This window comes from Cloacibacterium sp. DMC96, assembly GCF_056313765.1.
Window position 1 is genome coordinate 1651618 of the sequence record NZ_JBQUZQ010000001.1, and the last position, 23641, is coordinate 1675258.

Annotated in this window: 18 protein-coding genes; 8 read left to right on the plus strand and 10 right to left on the minus strand. The window is 33.7% G+C overall.

Features of this window, described 5'->3' with window-relative positions:
• Positions 1 to 2: 2 nt before the first annotated feature.
• The 6 genes from ACT53I_RS07380 to ACT53I_RS07405 all read right to left on the minus strand — a co-directional run bounded on the left by ACT53I_RS07380 (position 3) and on the right by ACT53I_RS07405 (position 7177).
• A complete protein-coding gene (locus ACT53I_RS07380; protein ID WP_476079096.1) occupies positions 3 to 2132 on the minus strand; it encodes a S9 family peptidase in 2130 nt (709 codons plus the stop codon).
• 30 nt (positions 2133 to 2162) lie between these two features.
• Positions 2163 to 3203, minus strand: coding sequence for a glucokinase (glk, locus tag ACT53I_RS07385; protein WP_069797102.1), 1041 nt, complete (start codon positions 3201 to 3203; stop codon positions 2163 to 2165).
• Between the two features lie 108 nt (positions 3204 to 3311).
• Positions 3312 to 3968, minus strand: a complete 657-nt coding sequence (locus tag ACT53I_RS07390; RefSeq protein ID WP_476079099.1) for a copper homeostasis protein CutC — start codon at positions 3966 to 3968, stop codon at positions 3312 to 3314.
• 1 nt (position 3969) lies between these two features.
• Positions 3970 to 4347 carry a GxxExxY protein gene (locus tag ACT53I_RS07395; protein WP_213196562.1) on the minus strand — a complete coding sequence of 126 codons (378 nt, stop codon included), beginning with the start codon at positions 4345 to 4347 and terminating at the stop codon, positions 3970 to 3972.
• A 225-nt stretch (positions 4348 to 4572) separates the two neighbouring features.
• Positions 4573 to 5562, minus strand: coding sequence for an isoaspartyl peptidase/L-asparaginase family protein (locus ACT53I_RS07400; protein ID WP_476079102.1), 990 nt, complete (start codon positions 5560 to 5562; stop codon positions 4573 to 4575).
• Between the two features lies 1 nt (position 5563).
• Positions 5564 to 7177 carry a beta-N-acetylhexosaminidase gene (locus ACT53I_RS07405; RefSeq protein WP_476079105.1) on the minus strand — a complete coding sequence of 538 codons (1614 nt, stop codon included), beginning with the start codon at positions 7175 to 7177 and terminating at the stop codon, positions 5564 to 5566.
• A 41-nt stretch (positions 7178 to 7218) separates the two neighbouring features.
• Between ACT53I_RS07405 and ACT53I_RS07410 the strand changes: the two genes are divergently transcribed.
• The gene (locus ACT53I_RS07410; protein ID WP_476079107.1) at positions 7219 to 10011 is read left to right on the plus strand and encodes a GH92 family glycosyl hydrolase; all 2793 of its coding nucleotides are present in this window, start codon (positions 7219 to 7221) and stop codon (positions 10009 to 10011) included.
• A gap of 56 nt (positions 10012 to 10067) precedes the next feature.
• Here the strand turns inward: ACT53I_RS07410 and glgP are convergent, their stop codons facing one another.
• Complete coding sequence (glgP, locus tag ACT53I_RS07415; RefSeq protein ID WP_476079109.1) at positions 10068 to 11726, minus strand: alpha-glucan family phosphorylase; 1659 nt, start codon at positions 11724 to 11726, stop codon at positions 10068 to 10070.
• 220 nt (positions 11727 to 11946) lie between these two features.
• Between glgP and ACT53I_RS07420 the strand changes: the two genes are divergently transcribed.
• The 4 genes from ACT53I_RS07420 (at position 11947) to ACT53I_RS07435 (ending at position 17441) form a co-directional block, all read left to right on the plus strand.
• Complete coding sequence (locus tag ACT53I_RS07420; RefSeq protein ID WP_476079111.1) at positions 11947 to 12513, plus strand: cysteine dioxygenase; 567 nt, start codon at positions 11947 to 11949, stop codon at positions 12511 to 12513.
• A gap of 282 nt (positions 12514 to 12795) precedes the next feature.
• Positions 12796 to 14145, plus strand: a complete 1350-nt coding sequence (gene mtaB, locus ACT53I_RS07425; protein ID WP_476079114.1) for a tRNA (N(6)-L-threonylcarbamoyladenosine(37)-C(2))-methylthiotransferase MtaB — start codon at positions 12796 to 12798, stop codon at positions 14143 to 14145.
• Positions 14146 to 14633: 488 nt separating this feature from the next.
• Positions 14634 to 16202: a hypothetical protein gene (locus tag ACT53I_RS07430; RefSeq protein ID WP_476079116.1), complete on the plus strand. Its 1569-nt coding sequence runs from the start codon at positions 14634 to 14636 to the stop codon at positions 16200 to 16202.
• A gap of 165 nt (positions 16203 to 16367) precedes the next feature.
• On the plus strand, positions 16368 to 17441 hold the full coding sequence (locus ACT53I_RS07435) for a serine hydrolase domain-containing protein (protein ID WP_476079119.1): 1074 nt from the start codon (positions 16368 to 16370) through the stop codon (positions 17439 to 17441).
• Positions 17442 to 17605: 164 nt separating this feature from the next.
• Here ACT53I_RS07435 and ACT53I_RS07440 read toward each other — a convergent pair whose 3' ends face one another.
• From ACT53I_RS07440 to ACT53I_RS07450, 3 genes are all read right to left on the minus strand, one after another.
• Entirely contained in the window at positions 17606 to 18250 is a 645-nt protein-coding gene (locus ACT53I_RS07440) for a DUF1684 domain-containing protein (RefSeq protein ID WP_476079121.1), read from the minus strand.
• Complete coding sequence (locus ACT53I_RS07445; RefSeq protein WP_069797112.1) at positions 18251 to 18640, minus strand: hypothetical protein; 390 nt, start codon at positions 18638 to 18640, stop codon at positions 18251 to 18253.
• Between the two features lie 71 nt (positions 18641 to 18711).
• Entirely contained in the window at positions 18712 to 20133 is a 1422-nt protein-coding gene (locus tag ACT53I_RS07450; protein WP_476079126.1) for an L-serine ammonia-lyase, read from the minus strand.
• A 158-nt stretch (positions 20134 to 20291) separates the two neighbouring features.
• Here ACT53I_RS07450 and ACT53I_RS07455 point away from each other — a divergent pair, with 158 nt between their 5' ends.
• The 3 genes from ACT53I_RS07455 (at position 20292) to ACT53I_RS07465 (ending at position 23640) form a co-directional block, all read left to right on the plus strand.
• Complete coding sequence (locus tag ACT53I_RS07455) at positions 20292 to 21962, plus strand: ABC1 kinase family protein (protein ID WP_476079128.1); 1671 nt, start codon at positions 20292 to 20294, stop codon at positions 21960 to 21962.
• A gap of 147 nt (positions 21963 to 22109) precedes the next feature.
• Positions 22110 to 22889 (plus strand): MlaE family ABC transporter permease, encoded by a 780-nt coding sequence (locus ACT53I_RS07460; RefSeq protein ID WP_069797115.1) that lies wholly within the window; start codon positions 22110 to 22112, stop codon positions 22887 to 22889.
• 1 nt (position 22890) lies between these two features.
• Complete coding sequence (locus tag ACT53I_RS07465; protein ID WP_476079131.1) at positions 22891 to 23640, plus strand: ABC transporter ATP-binding protein; 750 nt, start codon at positions 22891 to 22893, stop codon at positions 23638 to 23640.
• Position 23641: the final 1 nt, after the last annotated feature.

The following is a 23641-nucleotide window of genomic DNA, read 5'->3' on the forward strand; positions in this document are numbered from 1 at the left end:
TTTTACAAATTCTCTAAAATAAAATCAGTCATTTTTTTATACAATTGAGGTCTGGTTTGTCCGCCGTAAATTCCGTGATTTTTATCTGGATATGCCATAAATTCAAACTGTTTATTGTTTTGAATTAATGCTTCAGAAAATTCCATAGAATTCTGGAAATGTACGTTGTCATCAGCTGTTCCGTGAATCAAAAGGAATTTGCCTTTTAGTAATTTCGCAAAAGTTGTAGGTGAATTTTGGTCGTAACCTTCAGGATTTTCTTGTGGAGTTTGTAAAAATCTTTCGGTGTAAATGCTGTCATAATATCTCCAATTGGTAACTGGTGCTACCGCAATTCCTGCTTTGAAAACATCTGCACCTTTTGTCATGGCTAAGCTTGCCATATAACCACCATAACTCCATCCGAAAATACCAATTCTAGACTTGTCAATATAAGATTGATTTCCTAACCATTTTGCAGCAGCAATTTGGTCTTCTATTTCGTATTTTCCTAGATTTTTATAGGTTACTTTTTTGTATTTTGTTCCTCTATAACCTGTTCCACGACCATCTACACAAACTACGATATATCCTTTCTGCACCAAATGATTGAACCAAAGTCCGTTTCCACCATCCCAAGAATTAGAAACTTGCTGAGAACCCGGTCCTGAATATTGGAACATGAAAAGTGGATATTTTTTATTTGGGTCAAAATCCTTCGGTTTCATGATGTAAGCATTCATTTGGTCTCCTGCTTCATTCGGAATCATCATAAATTCTTTGGTTACCAAATTATCTGCATTTAATTTGCTTAAAAGCGCATCATTATTTTGCAATTCTTTCACAAATTTCCCGTTTCCATCTTTTAAAGTATAAGTGAATGGTTTTTTAGCAGTAGAATTAGTCTCAATAAAATATTGGAAATTTTTAGAAAAATCTGCTCTGTTATTTCCTTCCGCTTGAGAAAGCAATACAGATTTCCCTGATGAAATATTAAATTTAGAAACTACTTTATTGATGCTTCCTTTCTCGGTTGTTTGTAAGAAAACTTCTTTCGTTTTTGGGTTAAAACCATAATAATCAGTGATTTCCCAGTTTCCTTTCGTTACTTGTTTGTTCAGTTTTCCTTTCGCATCATACCAATACAAATGTCTGAAACCACTTCTCTCCGAAGCCCATAAAAATGAATTGTCTTCTAAAAATTCTAACGTAAGATTATCGGTGTCAATCCAAGCTTGGTCTGTTTCGGTTAATAATTTAGAAACGGTTCCAGAAGCAGTATTAATTTTTAAAATTTCTACTTTATTCTGATGTCTGTTGGAAGTTGCAATCGCTACCTCATCATTTTTAGCCGTACTAAAAACTTGTGGAATGTAATAATTCTCGAAACCTGCCAAATCTAAATGGATGGTTTTACCAGAATTGACTTGATATAAATGTGCAGAAACATCTGAGTTTTTCTCTCCAGCTTTTGGATATTTAAAACGGTAATCTGTAGGATAAAGCGATTTATTATACATCTGCATGTTCATCTCTGGAACTTGCGATTCATCAAATCTTACAAAAATGATGGCGTCACTTCCTTTGTTCCATTGATAGAAATCTGCATGCCCGAATTCTTCTTCATACACCCAATCTCCCAATCCATTAATCACTGAATTTTTCTTACCATCATTGGTAATTTGAGTGATTTTTCCAGATTCTAAATCTTGATAAAATAAATTATTGTCTGAAATAAAAGCTACTAATTTTCCATTAGGTGAAAATTTAGGCTCTTGAACAAAATTTCCGTTGTTCAGACTGATTATTTTTCCTGAAGTAAGGTCTTTAACATCAAATTTCCCTAAAAATGAATGTCTATAAATAGGCTCAGATTCTTTTTGCAAAAGAATTTTTGATTCATCATCAGAAAAAATATAACTCTCAAAACTTCCGTCTACAATATTGCCCACTTTTTCAGTGGTTTTGTAAGAATATTTTGCAATACCGCCTCTTTCGATTACGGCATAGTTTTCTCCATTTTTAAGAGAAGCGATTCCCGCAATGTTTTTGCCACGGTAGTAACCCGAATAGATTTTTTCTAGAGTAATTTCTTGAGCAAAACCAAAATGCATCATTCCCAAGAAACCTAATGTTAAAAACAATTTCTTCATTCCTTAATTTTTAAATTTTTCTAAATGTTATTATTCAGAAAAAGCTCCATAATATGCCGCTCCATATAATGCTGTTTTGCTATTTAGGTTTAAATAAATAGGAATTCCAGCTAAAAGCGGTTCCATTTCGTCACATTTTAAGAAGCTTTCTTCTATTTTATCTTTGTTGATAAAGTTATAAATTCTTGGCGGAATACCACCTGCTAAAATTAACCCTCCCGTTGCTTTATAATTCAGCACCATATTATTGGCTCTTCTCGCCATAAAATCAACCAGCATTTCCATTGCCAAAACGCAAGTGGTACATAATCCAGACATTGCAGTTTCACTGATTACGGCAGACTTATCTTTAGCTTCTGCTAATTTCTGGGTAAGCCAAGCCTGTTCTTCGTAGCCTTTTACATCTCTCAAAAATTCGTAGATTTTGTAAATAGCTGGTCCAGAAACCAATCTTTCCCAAACGATAATTTCGCCATAGGTTTTTTGCAAAAATTTCACCAATTCAAATTCTACATCTGTTCTCGGCGCAAACTCACTGTGACCACCTTCAGAAGGCATTGGTCTTAAATATTTTCCGTCCCAGAAAAGACAAGCTTCACCTAAACCTGTTCCTGGAGCCAAAATAGCAATATGACCACCAATAGAAGGATTTCCGTTTCTCATGGTCACCATAAATTCATCATCCATCTCTGTCATTCCAAAAGCCGTGGCTTCTAAATCATTAATTAGATAGACTTTATCTATTTGTAGGTCTCTACTGAGTTCTGTTACATCTATTTTAAATTTTATATTGGTGGTGTGACAAGTTCCGTTTACTACAGGACCTGCAGCACCAATAGAAATTCTGTCTGGCTTCTCAAAATTATTTTTTTTGATAAAATCAAGAATAATTTCGGTCAAAGAATTATGATGATTCGTGGTATAGGTTTCTTCTAACTGAAGAACCATTTTGCCATTTTGCGAAACAAATTGTGCAATATTAGTTTTGGTTCCACCTACATCTGCTGCTAGAATTGAAAGGTTATTGTTTGCTGGATTTTCGATTTGTGGTAAATAAAGCGGAAATTTCATAGTGTGAAAATTTTAAATAATGTGTTGTTTAATTTTAATAAAATTGCTTTGAAAAAAATTCCCCTAAAAGTACGGCTTTTCAGCAATTTAAACCTCATAGAAAACGCGCTAAAAACATGATTTTAGTCTTGTTATTTCGTGAAAATCTGCAACCTCACCTTCCAAAATTGCAGACGAATGAAAGCTCTTCGCATGAGTGAAATTTTTAATCTCAACAAGGTTAGAAGAACGCAAACCTCCACCGCATAAAATGTCTATTCTTCCCGCTGAAATTTCCACTAATTTTTGGAGCATTTCTTTGCCTTCTTCTACATTAAATTTTCCACCAGAAGTCAAAACGGTAGAAAAACCAGAATTGATAAGCATTTCTAATGATTTTTCTAGATTTTCTGTTCTATCAAAAGCACGATGAAAAGTACAAGGTTTTCCTTTTGCAAACTGGATAAGTTCCTTGCATTGCTCTTCGTTTACCTCATCATTTTGGTCTAAAATTCCAAAAACAAAACCATCTGCTCCAGCGTTATAAAAATTTTGCAATTGGTGTTTCATCAAACTAAAACCTTCATCTGAATAGAAAAAATTTCCACCTCTCGGACGAATCATCACGTAAATAGGTACATCTATTTCCTTTTTTAAATTTTTGAAATCTTCTAAATCAGGAGTGATTCCGCCCAAATGAAAATCTGCACAGAACTCTATTCTATCTGCACCAGCTTTCGTAGCGATAACAGCAGATTCTTTATTAAAACAAGCTATTTCTAACATTTTACAATTTGTTTACAATTCGGTGAATTCCATCTTTTAATAACTGAGTTTTAAAATTGATTAATAATCCCAATTTTAAACCTGTAAATTTCAAATAAGTATTGGTTTGCGCAAAATGAATAGGATGTAATTCTAATACTGATTTCACTTCTACAATCACTTTTTCTTCAACTAAAATATCAATTCTATAAGCATTGTCTATTTCAATTTCTTTATAATTAAGAGCAAGTGCGTATTGTTGCTTTACCTTTAAACCTAATTTTTGAAGTTCATACACAAGTGCAGTTTCATAAGCACTTTCTAATAGTCCAACTCCGAGGTTTTTGTGCACTTCTAATGCTGCGCCAATTATTTTATAGGAAATTTCATTTTCTGTCATTGGTATTATTAGTTTTTTATTTTTTAAACGCAAAGTCTTACGAAATTTATTTAAATGTTAAGTGAGCAAAGTTCTTATCAACAAGTTGATTTCATTAAGCTCCTGCATAGATTCTCATCTTAAATATAAAAAAATATTTTCAAGCTCTTTCAATTCGCTTGCGAATAAAACTTTGCTTGCTTAAAAAGTTTTAGATGTTAAAAAAACCTTTGCGTTTAATCAATTTTAAATTAAACTTTTGGCATCAATTAAAACATTACTTTCTTGAGTGTGAACAGCGTAATTGAACCCTTTTTGCAAACAAAACGCTCCCGTTTCACCAAATTTATTGATGGCAATAAAACCAATCTGAGTATCTTTCACATTTCGGTTTTGATTCACAAAATTCTTATAAATTCTCTTCACTGCTTCTTCACACGCTTGTTGAGGAGATTTTCCTTGTCGCATTAATTCTACCACCAAATGCGAACCGCAAGTTCTAATCACTTCTTCACCATGACCAGTTGCTGTAGCAGCGCCCACTTCATTATCTACAAAAAGTCCGGCTCCAATTATTGGAGAATCTCCAACTCTGCCATGCATTTTAAACGCCATTCCAGAAGTAGTACACGCTCCAGAAAGATTTCCGTGTTCGTCTAATGCTATCATACCAATCGTATCATGGTTTTCTATATTTACGACTGGTTTATATTCTGATGTTTTGAGCCAATCTTTCCATTCTTTTTCGGATTCTGGTGTGAGTAAATTTATTTTTTCAAAACCTTGAGAAATCGCAAATTGCAATGCTCCATCGCCAACTAACATGACGTGAGGCGTTTTTTCCATCACAGCTCTGGCTACAGAAATTGGATTTTTGATATGTTCTAAAGACGCCACCGAACCAATATTCGCTTTTTCATCCATAATACAAGCGTCTAGCGTAACTCTACCGTCTCTGTCTGGTCTTCCTCCGTAACCTACACTTCTTTCATTCGGGTCGTCTTCAACCAATCTCACGCCCTTTTCTACAGCATCCAAAGCTTTTCCTCCTTGAGAAAGAACTTTCCACGCTTCTTCATTGGCTTTCAAACCGAAATTCCAAGTAGATAAAACGACAGGTTTTCTGATTTTTTTAGGTGAAATTTCAGGAAGATTTTCAGATTTTTTAAATGAATAAAAAACACTTCCTATAGAAGCTAAAGCAGATATTTTTAAAAATTTTCTTCTTGTTGACATCTTATTTATAAGGATTTTCTTTTGGTTGATTAATGGATTCTTTGTTGTAATTCACTTTCATTTTATCTAAAATTTCGGAATTTTTTTCAAATCTTTTTTTGAAATCATTGAAATCATTATTCGTTCCCCACAAAACTTCAGAAAGCGCCATCATTCTTGGGAAAATCATGTATTCTACTTGCTTGAAATCTAAAATATATTCGCTCCAAAGATTGGCTTGAGCTCCCAAAATATATTTTTGTTCATTATCTTGTAATTTTTCAGGAATTGGGTTAAAAGAATAGACTTTTTCCGCCGAAGTATAGCCGCCAATTGCAAGAGGTTCTGTTGCTGGATTATTTTGATAATGATCAAAATAACAAAATTCTCCGGGAGACATCACCACGAAATGTTTTTGTTGAGCCGCTGCAATTCCACCTTCGGTTCCACGCCAAGACATCACCGCTGCATTGGGAGCCAATCCACCTTCTAAAATCTCGTCCCAACCGATGATTTTCTTTCCATGAGCATTGACAAATTTTTCAATTTTCTGAATGAAATAACTTTGTAATTCATGTTCATCTTTTAAGCCTTTTTCTTTGATTAAATTTTGACAATGAACACATTTTTTCCAATTTTCTTTTGGACATTCATCTCCACCAATGTGAATATATTCTGATGGAAAAAGGGGCATTACTTCTGCCAAAACATTTTCTAAAAAAGTGAAAGTTTCAGGTTTTGGACAAAAAACATCTTCGAAAACGCCCCATTTTTTCTCTACCTCAATTTGTTTCCCAGTACAACCCAATTCTGGATAAGAAGCGATTGCTGCAACAGCATGTCCTGGCATTTCTATTTCTGGAACCACCGTAATATGTCTTTCTGCCGCATATTTTACCACTTCTTTTATTTGTTCTTGCGTGTAAAATCCGCCGTATCTTTTATCATCAAATGTATTATCGCTGTATTTCCCAACCATAGAACCGTTTCTCCATGCTCCAATTTCTGTGAGTTTTGGATATTTTTTTATTTCAATTCTCCAACCTTGATCGTCTGTAAGATGCCAATGAAAAGTGTTGAATTTATACATCGCGAGATAATCAATGTATTTTTTCACTTCATCTACTGTGAAGAAATGTCTGGCTACATCAAGGTGCATTCCTCGCCATTGAAATTTTGGAGAATCTGTGATTTCCATACAAGGAATTTCGCCTTTAGTTTCATAGAAATTAAACAGTTGAAATAATGTATTGATGGCGTAAAATCTTCCTTTATTTGTATTTGATTGAATTTGTATTTGATTAGGCATAATAATTACCGCATAAAAATCTTTTGCCCAAACTCCATCTTCTAAATTAGGTGGCAAAACAGAAAAAATAATTTGACTTTTTTTGCTTGGATTCTTTTTGAAAACAATATTGGTTTGGTTAAAAATTTTAAACGCAAAGTCTATATTTTCCTCCTCATTTTTTGAAAAGTCTGACTGATATTTAATGCTTTTCGGAATTTTAAAATTCCCTTCTATCAAATCTACATTCTGCGGATAAGGAATGAGCGGTAATTTTTCTTGTGCAAAAAATTTCGGAGTGCATAAAGCGACTGAAAAAAGAATCAAAAAACTTTTTAGAAAATTCATGGCGATTTTTATTATTTTTAAAAAATTAAAAATACTGTTTTATGTCTAAACTTTCTAAAGTTTCGTTCATTTTGTTTGTTTTGAGTTTTTCACTTGTATTGGCGCAGAAAAATTTTGCTCAATATGTGAATCCTTTTATCGGAACTGGCGGTCATGGTCATACTTTTCCGGGAGCTACGGTTCCTTTTGGGATGGTTCAACTTTCGCCCGATACAAGAATTGATGGAAGTTGGGACGGTTGTAGTGGTTATCATTATTCAGATTCTGTGATTTACGGATTTTCGCACACTCATCTTAACGGAACTGGCGTTTCTGATTATGGCGATATTCTGTTGATGCCAACTATGGGAACACCAAGTTTAGACAACAAAGATTATTCTTCAAAATTTTCTCACCAAAACGAAAAAGCAAGTGCAGGTTACTACGAAGTTTTATTGGATAAATTCAATATTAAAGCAAGATTGACGACTACAACAAGAGTGGGTTATCACGAATATACTTTCAATAATTCTGGACTTGCGAATATCATTTTAGATTTAAATCACCGAGATGAATTGTTGGAAGGCGAAGTAAAAGTCATTGACGAAAAAACGATAGAAGTTTACCGAAGAAGCAAAGCTTGGGCAGAAAATCAATACATTTTTGCCAAAATTAAATTTTCTAAACCGTTAGGCGTTTCTGCATTTGATGTGGACAATGTGAACAGAGCAAATAGTAGTTTTAGTGGAAAAAAATTGAAACTTGCTTTCTCCAATCAAGTCAAAAAAGGCGAAAAAATCTTGGTAAAAGTTTCTCTTTCCTTGACAGGTTTTGAAGGTGCAAAAAAAAATATGCAAGCCGAAGGAAAATCTTGGGATTTTGAAAAAATCAAAAAAAATGCAGAACATTCTTGGAACAAAGAACTCTCCAAAATTGAAATCACTTCTTCTGATAAAGATAAACTTTCTGTTTTTTACACCGCATTGTATCACGTTTTCACCCAACCGAATATTGCAAACGATGTAGACGGAAAATACCGAGGAAGAGATAACCAAATTCACACAACCAATCATGATTATTACACGGTTTTTTCGCTTTGGGATACTTTCAGAACGTATCATCCTTTGATGACTTTGATTGATAAAAAACGAACCGCAGATTTCATCAATACCTTTATTTTACAATATGAACAAGGAAAAAGATTGCCGATTTGGGAACTTGCAAGCAATGAAACGTATTGCATGATTGGTTACCACAGCGTTTCTGTAATTGCAGATGCCATGATGAATGGTGTAAAGGGTTTTGATTACGGAAAAGCATTTGAAGCCGCAAAAAATTCAGCCAATAATTTTGATGATTACGGCATGAAAACTTATCGTGAAAATGGTATGTTAACCATTGATGACGAACACGAAAGTGTTTCTAAAACCGTAGAATATGCTTATGACGATTGGTGCATCGCACAAATGGCGCAATTTTTAGGAAAAACCGAAGATTATAAAACCTTCATGAAACGCTCTCAAAGTTGGAAAAATTTATTTGATTTTGATAAAAAATTCATTCGTCCAAAGAAAAATGGTGGTTGGTTCGAACCTTTTGATGCAAAAGAAATCAACAATAATTTCACTGAGGGAAATGCTTGGCATTACACGTTTTTTGTTCCTCAAGATGTTTATGGAATGATTGAGTTTTATGGCGGCAAAGAAGCATTTGAAAAAAAACTCGACCAAATGTTTTCCGAGGAGTCTAAAACTACTGGCAGAGAACAAGTTGACGTAACAGGTTTAATCGGGCAATATGCACAAGGAAACGAACCGAGTCATCATGTTGCATATCTCTATAATTTTGTTGGAAAACCAGAAAAAACCAAAGAAAAAGTGCATTATATTTTAGAAAATTTCTACAAAAATGCTCCAGATGGTTTAATTGGTAATGAAGATTGTGGACAAATGAGCGCTTGGTACGTTCTCAGTTCGATGGGTTTGTATAAAGTGACGCCGGGTTCTACCAATTGGCAAACAGTAACGCCTTTTTTCAAAAAAGTGAAAATCAATTTAGAAAATGGCAAATCTGAATTTTTTAATAATCAAAATGATATCATCAATTGGCTTTCTAAAACTCCAGTTCCAGAACCTAGAAAACTCAAAGAAATTGTTATCGTTCCTGTGATTCATTCAGAGAAAAGATTTTTTGAAAAACAACAAAATATCAGCATTGAATCTTATCAAAAAAATAAAATCTACTATGCTATCAACGGAAGCGATTTTAAAGAATACAAAGAAGAATTAACACTTACCGAAACTTCTACCATTACAACTTTTGCAGAAAATAGCAAAGGTGAAAAAAGTGGAATCGTAACCGCAAAATTCTACAAAAAACCGAACAACTACTCCATCGAAATTAATTCTAAAGCCAATCCACAATATTTTGCAGGTGGAAACGAAGGTTTAATTGACGGAATTTCTGGTGATGCCAATTGGCGAAAAGGTGATTGGCATGGTTACCAATCGCAAGATTTTGAAGCGATTATTGATTTAAAGGAATCTAAAGAAATTTCTACAATTTCTGCCGACTTTTTACAAGATACCAGAGCTTGGATTCTAATGCCTACCAAAGTAGAATTCTATATTTCTGAGGATAATGTAAATTTCAAAAAATTAGGAGAAGTAGCGAATCCAATTGATGCGCAAGATTACAACGTGCAGACCAAAAATTTAGAATTACATTTTGCCAAAACCAAAGCTAAATATGTAAAAATTATTGCCAGAAATTTCGGAAAATTACCAAGTTGGCATCAAGGTTTTCCTTTTGATGGAGAAGCCTTTATTTTCATAGACGAAATCACCATTCTATAAAAATCTGGGGCGCTTCCAAAGGAAGCGCCCCAGACGTAAAAATATTAATATATGGATTAATTATTATACATAATTTTGTAATATTCATCAGCCATTCTATCAGAATTGAACTGCTCTTTTACATCATCCATTGCATTTTTCACTACTTGTCTCCATTCATCTGGTCTTTCGTAGTACATTGGTAAGATTTGGTTTTCTAAGATGTCATACAATTGGTTCATATCATAATTGTCTACATCGAAAACGCTCATATTTGAATAATCTGCTTGTGGAACTACAAAAGAGTTCACCCCATTTTTTGCAAATTCTGGAATCCAACCATCATCTGTAGAAAGGTTTACAGAAGCGTTCATAGAAGCCGTCATACCAGAAGTACCAGAAGCTTCTCTAGGAACTCTTGGGTTGTTTAACCAAACATCAGAACCTTGTTTTAGAGATTTACTTAATGACAATTCATAACCTGTAAGAACCGCCATATTTTTATGATTTTTACTTTCTTCAACTAAGTTATTGAAAGTAGAAATCGCTGCATAATCTACTGGATAAGGTTTTCCTGCAAAGATAATTTGCACTGGATATTTTTTGTTTTCCAATAATTTTCTGAATCTTTCTTTGTCTTGTAACAATAAATCTGCTCTTTTATATCCTGCAAATCTTCTTGCCCAAACCATGGTGAATACTTTAGAATCAAACAATTTACCACATTGGTCTGCTACAATTCTGAAAGTTCTCTTTTTAAGATATTTTTTTCTGAAATCGAATTCTTCGTCTTCTCTTTCTTCTCTAGCGTTATAAAGCGGTTTATCTGCCCAATATTTGAAATCTTGTGCATTGGTAATGGCTTTAATTTCGCAAATTCCTGGATATTTACCCCACATTTCGTTAGAAACTACACCATGCAACTGAGAAACTCCATTCGCAATTCTTGCCATTCTCAAAGCACACAATGAGTGATTAAATTGGTCGTTATCTTGTCCTTCTAGTTTCTTTACTTCTTCTAAACTTAATCCAGAGAAATAAGACATTTGGTGACAAAGGTGTACATTGTGTTTTTCGTTTCCTGCTTCTTCTGGAGTGTGAGTGGTGAAAACCAATCTTTCTTTTACTTTTTCTAAATCTCCACCGAATTTTTTTAACAAATAGAATGCTGCTGGTAAACCGTGCGCTTCGTTTAAGTGATAAACTTCTCTTTCTAGGTTTAACTCGTCTAATAATTTAGCTCCTCCTTTTCCTAGAAGGATGTATTGTGCCAATTTTGTAGATTCATTCGCATCGTATAATCTGTGGCAGATGGTTTTAGAAACGTGGTCATTTTCTGGCACATCTGTAGAAAGTAAAAAGATAGGTGCAGTTTTAAACGTTTCTGGGTTCAGGTACATTACTTTTACCCAAACTGGTGCATCGTGAATGTCAATTTGGAATTTAATTCCTGTATCTTCCAAGAAGCTGTACATTTTCTTAGTCCAAACTGGATTAAGTGTTTGATCGTGGTTTCTAGCTTGGTCATAATAACCAAATTTCCACAAAATACCGATTCCGATGGTGTCTTGTTTCAGATTATAAACACTTCTCATGTGAGAACCTGCCAAAAATCCTAAACCTCCACTGTATATTTTCAATGCTTGATCAATGGCAAATTCCATCGAAAAATACGCAACTTTCTTGCTGTAATTCGGGTTGATGCTATAAGGCATCTGATAATTTCTAAAATCCATTTTTCTCGTTTCTTTAAAATCAGGTGCAAAGGTATTATTTTTTTAGAAAACTGAAGCGGAATGTATGTTAAGAATAGAAACTTTGATAAAAATCATAAATTCTTTTATAAAATCAACAATCTTGCATGATGTAAATCATCTCAAAATCGATGTCTCAAAACACAGTTTTTAATAATTTTACCAACTGAAAATCATGCTTGTAAAAATTATGGAAAGAACAATGACTAAACCCCTAGCCCAAACTTTAGAAGACTTAAAAAATGTCTCGGCAGACTTTAATACCGTTGTAGAAAACCTATTCGAATTCCGTTTCGAAGACTACAACCAAGTTTTCAAAATCAACGAACTAGATATTCCTGCCAAAACGTATAAAAGATTCCCTGTTTTTAACAATGAAAATGCAGTAGCAATTCTCATGTTATGGGGCGCTGAAAATAAAACAGCGATTCATGACCACAAAAACTACGAGGGAAAAATAAAAGTCCTCAAAGGTGAATTAACCGAAGTGTATTACAAAGAAACCAAAGATTTTATAGAATATGAAGGCGCTGGTGTAGCGATAGAAGGCATTTCTTTCGCCGAAGAAATGGGCGGAATTCACAGTATTGTGAACAACAAACCTACACTATCGGTAAGTTTACATATTTACAAAACCAACCAACTGAACCTAAGTGGAGTTAGAATTTTCGACTTAGAACATAAGAAATGGGCGGTTCTTAATGAGAAAGCACCATCATGCACTTGGAATTTACCAGAAGAAGCTTTTGAAAAAATTTATCAACTATAAAAACAAAACACAAAACCATATAAACTCAAACTATCTTTCCAAAAATCCACAAGTCTACCATTTGTGGATTTTTTATGTTTTAAAGCCTCATTGCATCGAAAAATTTGACCAAAAAACCACTTTTGTTCGAATCATGTTCGAATCAAGCTCGAATCAGCTTCGGAAAACGGGTACTTTTTCCGAACAAAACTCGAATTAAACTCGACTTTGATTGCCATAAAACTCGGAAAAGACGCTGACTTTTAAAATAAAATTTTTCCGTAAATTTGCACCCAATTTATTATGGAAAATTTCACTACAAAAACCGCTGCTTTTCACACGCTGGGTTGCAAACTGAACTTTGCAGAAACCTCTACTATTGCCAGACAATTGACTGGTGCAGGTTACCAAAAAGTAAGTTTTGACGATGCTGCGAATGTTTATATCATCAATACCTGTTCTGTAACTGATAATGCAGACAAGGAATGTAAACTTCATGTAAAACGTGCGATGAAAGCCAATCCTGATGGTTTGGTGGTGATTGTAGGTTGTTATGCTCAGTTAAAACCCGAAGAAATTTCTGCCATTGAAGGCGTAGATTTGGTTTTGGGCGCCAAAGAAAAATTCAACATTCTGAGTTATCTGGAAGATTTAGAAAAAACGGAACATCACGCTCAAGTTCACTCTTGCGAAATAGAAGAAACCGACTTTTTCATCGGAAGTTATTCTATTGGCGATAGAACCAGAGCTTTTTTGAAAGTTCAAGACGGTTGCGATTATAAATGTACCTATTGCACGATTCCTTTAGCTAGAGGAATTTCTAGAAGTGACACCGTAGAAAACGTAGTGAAAAATGCCAAAGAAATTGCCGAAAAAGACATCAAAGAAATTGTTTTAACGGGTGTAAACATTGGCGATTACGGAAAAGGCGAATTTGGCAATAAAAAACACGAACATACTTTCCTAGATTTGGTGAAAGAACTCAATAAAGTAGAAGGAATTGAAAGAATTAGAATTTCTTCCATAGAACCGAATTTACTGAAAGACGAAACCATAGATTTGGTGGCTGAAAGCAAGAGTTTTGTACCGCATTTCCATATTCCGTTGCAAAGTGGAAGCGATGATTTGCTCAAAAAAATGAAGCGAAGATACCTCACCAAATTGTACAGCGATAGAGTTTCTAAAATTAGAGAAGTAATGCCCGATGCTGCGATTGGCGTAGATGTAATTGTAGGATTTCCGGGAGAAACCGAAGAGAAATTTTTAGATACCTATAATTTCATCAATCAACTGCCGATTACGTATTTACACGTTTTCACATATTCTGAAAGAGAAAATACCGAAGCCGTAGAAATGGAAGGAATTGTGCCGATTTCTGAACGTAAAAAACGCAACAAAATGCTACGAATTCTTTCTGAGAAAAAGAAAATGGCATTTTACCAAACACAATTAGGGAAAACCTTGCCTGTACTTTGGGAACACGAAGAAAAAGACGGAAAAATGTTTGGCTTCACCGAAAATTATGTGCGTGTACAGAAACCTTTTGACGCAAGTTCTATCAACCAAATAGAAATGGTAAAATTGGATAAAATTCAACCAGACGGAACCGTTTCTATCTCTCCTATTTTTGAGGAGTTTTTGGCGAAGGTTTAGAAAATTTTCATTTCCTCTTATCCTAAAGGATGTGAAAATTCTAAATATAAATTACAAAATCGTTACAATGATGTGGCGATTTTTTTTTGTGTGTAATTGCAAATAATAAAATTATCCGTACACTTTGTCATTGACTGCGTCTAATCTTTGATTTCCGAAGGAAACCTAACGAAGTGGTTCGACAAAGTCAATCTAAATTTAACGCAACCATATGTAGAGATTCTTTCAGAATGACAAATGTTGTGGTAAATGATAAAGTAATGTTCTTAGTGTGGTTCCCCCTCTTTCAGAGGGGTGGCATTCCGAGAATAGGAATGACGGGGTGTTTAGAAATATTTTGATGATTTTTAGCATTTCATGTTTTTCCGTAATATAGTGTGGAGTTTATTTTTTAATTTAGTTGAATAAATAAAACTTATAAATTAGAGAATTGTATATATTTGTGTGTTAGCGTTAATGCTTTGTAACAGCATCTTAAAAAACTGAAAGTGAAAAAAAACAATTATTTTTACTACGATAAAAAATATAAAAATATATCCGAAAAGATAGTTAATCTTAATATTCGATTTAAGCAATGTATCTTTTTATTTATTTCAAATATTCTTTTTCTAAATAAAAAACTAAGCTTTATTGACCAATATTATAAATATACAGATAAAAAACAACCAAAACTGTATAATAACTTATATATAGAAGATTCTAAACATCATAGTGATTTAAATTTTAAAAAAATAAATCTTTCATTCATAAGTTTCTTCGAAGTAATTGAAATTGATAAATTTGATGATTTTAAAGCTAAATTAATTTCAAAATTTTCCTCAAAACACTCTAGTTTTTCAAATGATATTAGATATAAAGAAGATTTGATAAAAAAACTTTCTGACATAAAAATTAGTTTAGAGACTTTTTCTAGTGGAAAATTAATATCTATAAATTATAAAAAAAGTAATTCTAAAAAAACAGATCTTATAGATCGTTTGGATATTGATTTTATAAAAACATATGAGTCATATTTTATTTTGCATTTTAAAATTAAGCCTAGTTCAAAATTTCATGACATAATAACGCAAATTAAAAATCATAATGATACTACTTTAATTGTTAGACATTACAATTCACTTAAAAATATAATAAAATATAGAGTATTTAATAGCCACGGTACATTTGTTGAAAGCTTAACTAAAAGAAATATTGATAATTTAATATATGATTTGAAATATCAAGTTAATCAAAATTTCACGAAACACTTGAATGGTATATTCTATCCTTTAAGAAATGATTTTGAGTTACCTAGCATTGAACATTATGAAATTGAAGAATTTAAAAAAGTCAAAGAGGATAAACAATTACATTCCTTAATAAACTTTGTAGAAATAAAACAATTCACAAGTGAGGATGAGTTATTAGATATATATTTAGAAAATTGTTCAAACAAAATTTATATCATTAAAGAAAAGGGGCATGGAAAAATAGAACAAAAGCCCAACAGTAAAGACCATATAGACTATGACTGTTTAGAAAGTGCTTTTTTAATTGAAAGTTTATCTTTTTCATGTGTATTTAATGCTATATTAAATCTTGAATTCAAAAAACTTAATTTAATCAAAAGAAGCATGTATGATTTTTTCGAAAACTCAAACAAATGGAATATTTTCAAGTATTTATTTATTTTTCATAATAACAATAAATATATCTCCTTAAAGAAACAGATTACCAAACTAAACTTAACGACTAAAAGATTTAAAAATGAATTTAACAGCAGAACCATAATATTTTTCTCTAGCTATTCAGACATAACAAAATATAATTATTCTAAAGAAAATAGAATAAAAGAAGATATTAACTTACTTAACTATTTTACTAAAGACTTTGCTGAACGAATCAAAATGCTAAATGAAAAAACTAATGATATTAATGATGTCTTTAAAAATATCGAAGAACTAAATAGCTATAGAACAAATTATATATTACAATTAGTTTCACTTTTTTTAGCCGTACTTGCGTTCATTTTTGCATTTGATAAAGTTAAAGACTTGTTCCTTAAAATTTTTAACTAGCACTACCTTGCTCTCCAAAGTCTCCGACTTCGGAGTATTAATCTAAAACATAAAATCTCTTCCATTGTTTAGATTCTTTCAGAATGACAAACTACGTGTAAAAAATTGTGTTTTCAAACTTTTAACCTTCCCCAAAAAATCCCATCAAAGAGCTAAAACCAGCTTATGAAAATTTTGAAATTTCTACCTCTTTTAGTGTTACTCCCGTTTTTGAGTTGTAGCAGTAGTGAAGATGAACCTACGCCAACTCCCACAGAAACCATGTATTTCCCTAATAATACAGACAACAATTGGGAAACCAAATCTATCGCCAGTCTCGGTTGGAACCAAAGCGCAGTGCAACCGCTTAAAGATTTTTTAGCAGAAAAACATTCTAAATCTTTTATGATTCTCGTAAACGGTAGAATTGTAATGGAAGAATATTTCAACGGACACAATGCTACTGCAACTTGGCCATGGAACAGCGCTGGAAAAACACTGGTTTCTACCACTACAGGAATTGCTCAACAAGAAGGTTTACTGAACATCAACAATAAAGTTTCTCAATATTTAGGAAACGGCTGGACAAGCGAACCTCTGGAAAAAGAAAACCTCATCACGCCGAGACATTTACTTACTATGACTTCGGGCTTAAATGACGAAAGCAATTGGGTGATAAAATCTAACCTCACGTATTTGGCAGATGCAGGAACGAGATGGTCTTACAGCAATGTTTTTCAGAAATTAATAGATATAGTGGTCGCTTCGAGCAACCAAACTTTTGAGAATTATTTTAATGCTAAACTGAAAAATAAAATCGGGATGGATGGTTTCTGGAATTTCGGGACTATTTTCACCATTTATCATAGTAATACCAGAAGTATGGCGAGATTTGGACTGCTTTTCCTGAACAAAGGAAAATGGAAAAACGAACAAATCATCAATGAAACTTATCTGAACGAAGCCATTTCTACTTCTCAAAATATTAATCCTTCTTACGGTTATCTTTGGTGGCTCAATGGAAAATCCAAATATATGATTCCAGGTTCGCAAACGGTTTATCCTACTGCTTTAGTTCCTAATGCTCCTGCAGATATGTATGCAGCAATGGGCGCCGAAGATCAAAGAATTTATGTAATTCCGAGTAAAAATATGGTGGTCATCAGAATGGGTGATGCTTCGGATCCGCAGAATCCTAATTTCGCATTGTCTGGTTTTGATGCCGCACTTTGGGATAAAATTAATGCGGTGGTAAAATAGATTCTAGATTTGAGATACTAGATACTAGATTTTAGATTTTAGATAAAAAAATTCAAAATTTGTTTTCTTTGAATAGAGGAAAATAAATTTTGAATTTTTAGTTTATGCAACCTTTTGAGATGCTCAAATCTCATGTCTTGTATCTAGTATCTCACATCTAGAAACTAATGCTCAAACCAAATATCTTGGTATTTCACACCTGCTTCGATTGGTAATTGCAACCAGTTATTCTGAGGAACAATTGGGCAACTGTAATCGGTAGCGTTATAAGCACAAAACGGATGATACGCTTTATTGAAATCAATAATCAATTCATCATTTTGAGGAATTCTTAAGTCCAAATATCTTCCACCACCATAAGTATCTTTTCCGTTGGTTTCATCTTTGAAAGGCAAGAATAAATAATCCTGATATTCTGGGTCATCTAACAAAGCTAAACTTTGATAAACCGTTAACACTTGTTCTACTCCATTCAGTGTGAAATATGCTTTCCCGAATTCTCTGTATTTTTTGGTTCTTCCAGACGAAGTAGGAATTTCAAAAGGAACCGCGTTCTCGGTTTTTACCAATTTCGCTTTTACACGATAGTTTAAATCAATAAGAAAAAAGGGATGAGACTTGAATTTCTTGAAATTAGAGCCACGCAAAGGTGTTTCTTCCTCTGTTTTGTATTCTCGATTGAGTTCTTTTTGGAAGGTTTCTATTTCTAGAATTTCTGCAGGAAATTGTTTTTTGTCGGTTTTATTTTTAAGACCTTGACCAAAGGCAAAACTTGAAACTAAAAGTAAAAGTAGGTAAATCTTCTTCATTTAAATTAATTTTATAGTATAAACATCGCTTTCATTTCTATCAATATCAGTCACCAGAAAACCTCCTTCTTGCGGAATTTCTTCTACAAAATCAAAGAGTTTGCAATCTTTAGGCAATCCAGAAAAAATTAAGGTAAACCAATATTCTTTCACAGGTGGAACTTCCGTCCAATAAGGAAACATCGAGATATTTTCCCAGAATAAAAGTTGGCTTCGGTGCCCCGTAAATTTATCCACCAAGAAAGTGGTGCGCCAAATTCTTACGAGATTTCCAATCAAATAATTATTCTGAAAACCACAGTGCACGATAACTTGCTTCTCTTCCTCGAATTTCGTGTCGAGTTGTGAGAGCAATTCTGGAGCAATATTGGGTTTGATAATGGTAGCCATTGATAAAAATTCAACGGCACAAGTTAAGAATTTTTAGAAAATAAATGGAGGTTATCTTCCTCAAAATTTCATTAACATTCTGCCACGTTCACGGCAACTGCTAAACCACCTTCAGAAGTTTCCTTGTACTTAGAATTCATGTCTAGCGCAGTTTCCCACATGGATTTAATGACATCATCCAGAGAAACTCTGGCTTTAGAAGGATCGCTTTCTAGCGCGATATGACAAGCGGTAATTGCTTTCATGGCGCCCATAGAATTTCTCTCAATACATGGAATCTGCACCAATCCACCAATTGGGTCGCAAGTAAGACCAAGGTGATGTTCCATCGCAATTTCTGCCGCCATCATTACTTGAGCTGGAGTTCCGCCCGAAATTTCTGTTAACGCAGCTGCAGCCATCGCTGAAGAAACGCCGATTTCTGCTTGGCAACCTCCCATTGCTGCAGAAATGGTTGCATTTTTCTTGAAAAGCGTACCGATTTCGCCCGCTACTAAAATAAATCTGATGATATCTTCTTCAGAATTGAATTCTGTAAAAGTCTGAGAATACATGAGTACCGCAGGAATTACTCCACTTGCTCCATTCGTAGGTGCTGTAATAATTCTACCAAAACTGGCATTTTCTTCGTTTACTGCTAAAGCAAAACACGAAATCCAACGGGTAATTTGATTGAAATCTTTAGGAGAATTTTTTACCGCAGCAAACCATTCGTTTATATTTTTGTAAATAACGTCTTCGCCTAATAATTTTCGATTAAAATCTGCAGCTCTTCTCGTTACATTAAGTCCACCCGGTAAAACGCCTTCTTTGTTAACGCCTTTGTAAATGCATTCTTTAATTTGTTGCCAAATGTAAAGTGCTTCACTTCTCGTTTCTTCTTTCGTTCTCCAAGCTTCTTCATTGATGTACACCAAATCAGAAAGTCTCTGTACTCCTAATTTTTCACAATATTTTGAAATATCTTCGCCTTTATGACAAGGGTAAGGTGTTCTGATACAGTGACTTTCTATAGAATTATCTTCTTGAGTCGCCACAAAACCGCCACCAACAGAATAGTAGTCTTTTTCTAAAATTTCGCCGTTGTTAAAAACCGCTTTGAAAATCATTCCATTGGGGTGAAAATCTAAAGATTTTTGCATATTGAGCACCAAATGTTTTCCATAAATAAAAGGAATTTCTTTTTTAGCTCCTAAAATCAATTTCCCCGAATTTTTGATTTCGGCTATTTTAACATTTATTTTATCGGTATCTATTTTTTTAAAATTTTCTCCGCTTAAACCCAGCATTCCGGCAATATCTGTTCCGTGACCAATTCCTGTTTTGGCAAGCGAGCCAAAAAACTCTACATACACTTCTGCCACCTCTGAAATCTGATGATTTCTTCTGATTTCGCTCAGAAACATTTCCGCTGCATTCCAAGGTCCCATCGTATGAGACGAAGACGGCCCAATTCCTACTTTTATGATTTCAAAAACCGAAATACTCTCCATATTGATTATTGATAAATGATTTTTACAAAGATAAAATTATTAGGCAAACCATAAAAAATTTTTCATCCTTAAAATTTTGAAAATACCCCTTCAAATTTTGTAACAGATAAGCCACTTATTCTCAATTAATTTGCTCTTGAAAAAACAACCTATTTCCTATGAATATCATTCCCGAAAATCTAAAAAAATACCAGAAATTCATTTCTTTGGTACTCAAATATAGAAACAGCGATATTTTATCGGCTGCTTCAGACAAAGCGCTTGATGAATTGGCAGAAGACCAAGAACTTTCTGAAGAGTCTAATCGTTACACTTCGCCAGAAGAATTGGTAGAAGACCTTAAAAATATGGGGCCGACTTATGTAAAAATCGGGCAAACTCTTTCTACAAGACCAGATCTATTGCCAGAACCTTATTTATTGGCATTGGCTTCTCTACAAGATGATGTAGAGGAAATTCCGTATTCTGAAATCCAAAAAATAGTGGAAGAAGAATTAGGAACGAAAATCTCCAAAGCTTTTTTGAGTTTTGAAACCCAACCTTTGGCTTCGGCAAGTATTGGGCAAGTTCACAAAGCAGTTTTGCGCTCTGGAAAAGAAGTCGCGGTGAAAATTCAAAGACCTGGAATTCGTAAAAATTTCATCGAAGATTTAGACACGCTGAAAGAATTATCAGACCTTGCTGTAAAACATTCTAAAACCGCCAAAAAATACGGAATAGACGATGTTCTAGACGAGATGAGACATATTCTCATTCACGAATTGGATTACAACAGAGAAGCTCAAAATCTGATTGCTCTGGGCAAAAATCTAGAAAAATTTGAGCATATTGTGATTCCTCAACCTGTTTTAGACTACTCTACTTCTAAAATTCTGACTATGGATTTCGTGGACGGTCAAAAAATCACTTATGTTCATGGAATTCAAAAAACGGAAACCGATTTTTCGGTGCTCATTGATGAATTGGTAGAAGCTTATCTTCAACAAATTATTTTTGATGGTTTTGCACATGCAGATCCGCATCCTGGAAATGTACACCTGACCAAAGACCGAAAAATTGCCTTAATGGATTTAGGAATGGTGGCGAAATTCAGTCCTAATTTGCAGGAACAAATCTTGAAATTGCTCATCGCTATTAGCAAATACAATGGTGAAGAAGTTTCTAAAGTGCTTCTAGAAATCAGTCAAGATGATAGAAACGCGGATATTATTGGTTTCAAAAAAGAAATTAACCGAATTGTACTGGATTCTCAGAACAGAAATGCCGCGGAAATGCAAACGGGAAAAATGCTCATCAGAATGAATAAAATTGCCGCAGAAAAAGGAATCAGAATTGCGGTAGAACTGAACATTCTTGGGAAAATATTATTGAATTTAGACCAAATTGTAGCGGTTCTCGCTCCACAATATGATTTGGCTGAAAGTATGAAGCAGATTTTGGAGAAAATGATGGTCAAAAAAATGGCTCACGAAGCCAAACCTGAAAATTTCTTTGCTCAATTGATAGAAACCAAAAAATTAGCCGAAAATCTTCCGGAAAGACTCAATAAAATCACCGAAAACTTAGCTCAGAATCAGTTTGAGCTCAAAATAGATGCGATAGACGAAGAACGATTTACCGATGCCTTCCAAAAAGTAGCCAATAGAATTTCCATCGCACTTATTATTGCTGCATTAATCATTGGTTCGTCTCTATTGATGAGAGTTCCTAATTTTCAAATTTTTGGAATTTCGATAGCGATGTTTTTCTTCATCATTGCTTCGGTTTTCGGATTATGGCTCGCTTATAAAATGGTAATAAAAGACGAAGATTTTAAAAGAAAAAAATAATCACCAAAAAAACAAGTCGCAAAATAAAAAGTTTTCCGCTGTCATAAAAAATGACCGCGGTTTTTGTTTGTTATTAAATAATTAACAGGAATTTTAAGGATAAATCAAGAAATTTCAGTAAATTTGATAGAAGCTTAAATGTTTATTATGAAAGTTTTTTATCAAATAGTACAATCTTTAAAAAACTTCATCGTAGAGATAGGCGAAATGAGCTATTTCAGCATAAGATTTTTAAAAGAATTTTATAAAAAACCTTATGAATTTCAAGAATTTCTGAAACAATGTTACAGCATTGGTAACCGCTCACTTTTTCTAGTTTCTGTTACGGGATTTATCATCGGTTTGGTGTTCACTTTACAAACCCGTCCTACTTTAATGGAATTTGGAGCTGTTTCTTGGATGCCTTCCATGGTAAGCATTTCCATTATTAGAGAAATTGGGCCGATTATTACTGGGCTGATTTGTGCAGGAAAAATAGGCTCTGGAATAGGTGCAGAAATAGGTTCTATGCGCGTAACCGAACAAATAGACGCTATGGAAGTTTCGGGAACCAATCCTTTTAAATATTTGGTGGTGACTAGAATTCTTGCGACGACTGCTATGTTACCAATTTTGGTTTTTTACAGTGATTTCATCGCGATTTTCGGTTCTTATTTGGTAGAAAATCTGAAAGGTGATGTTTCTTTTTTACAATATTTTAATCAAGTTTTTGACAATATAGAATTTAGTGATTTGCTTCCTGCAACCATCAAGACTTTTTTCTTTGGTTTTGCCATAGGAATGGTAGGTTGTTTCAAAGGATACCAATGTAAATCAGGAACACGAGGTGTAGGAATTGCCGCCAATTCTGCGGTGGTTTACTCCTCTATGTTATTGTTTGTTATCGATTTTATCGCTGTATTGATTACCAATATTTTTATAGAATAAGATGAATCCTAATGCTGCACATGAACCGATTATCAAAATTGAAAATCTCTATAAAAAATATGGAGACAATGTAGTTTTGGACGGATTTAACCTTAATCTTTATCAAGGAGAAAATCTAGTGATAATGGGAAAATCTGGTTCTGGAAAATCGGTGATGATAAAATGCCTGATTGGTTTAGAAATTCCTGACAGTGGCAGTATAGAAATTATGAGCCAAAAATTAGAGCATCTTTCTCTGAAAGATTTAGATGAAATAAGAGCAGACATTGGATTTTTATTTCAGGGAAGTGCGCTTTATGATTCTATGACGGTGAGAGAAAATCTAGAATTTCCGCTCAGAAGACATATTTCTAAATTGGGAAATGTAAAAAATACTTTGCCTTTGGTAGAAGAAGCGCTACAAAATGTGGGACTCAAAAATGTAATTGATTTAATGCCGAATGAACTTTCTGGCGGTATGAAAAGAAGAGTTGCTCTTGCCAGAACGCTTATTCTGAAACCCAAAATCATCATTTATGATGAACCCACCACTGGTTTAGACCCGATTACTTCAAAAGAAATTATCTTGCTCATGAAATCAGTGCAAGAAAAATATAAAACCTCATCTATCATCATTACCCATGATGTAGACTGTGCTAGAGTTATTGCTAATAGAATGATTTTACTGATTGACGGAAAAAATTATGCAGAAGGAACATTTGCCGAACTTTCAACTTCACAAGACCCAAAAGTAAAAGCATTTTTTAAATAAG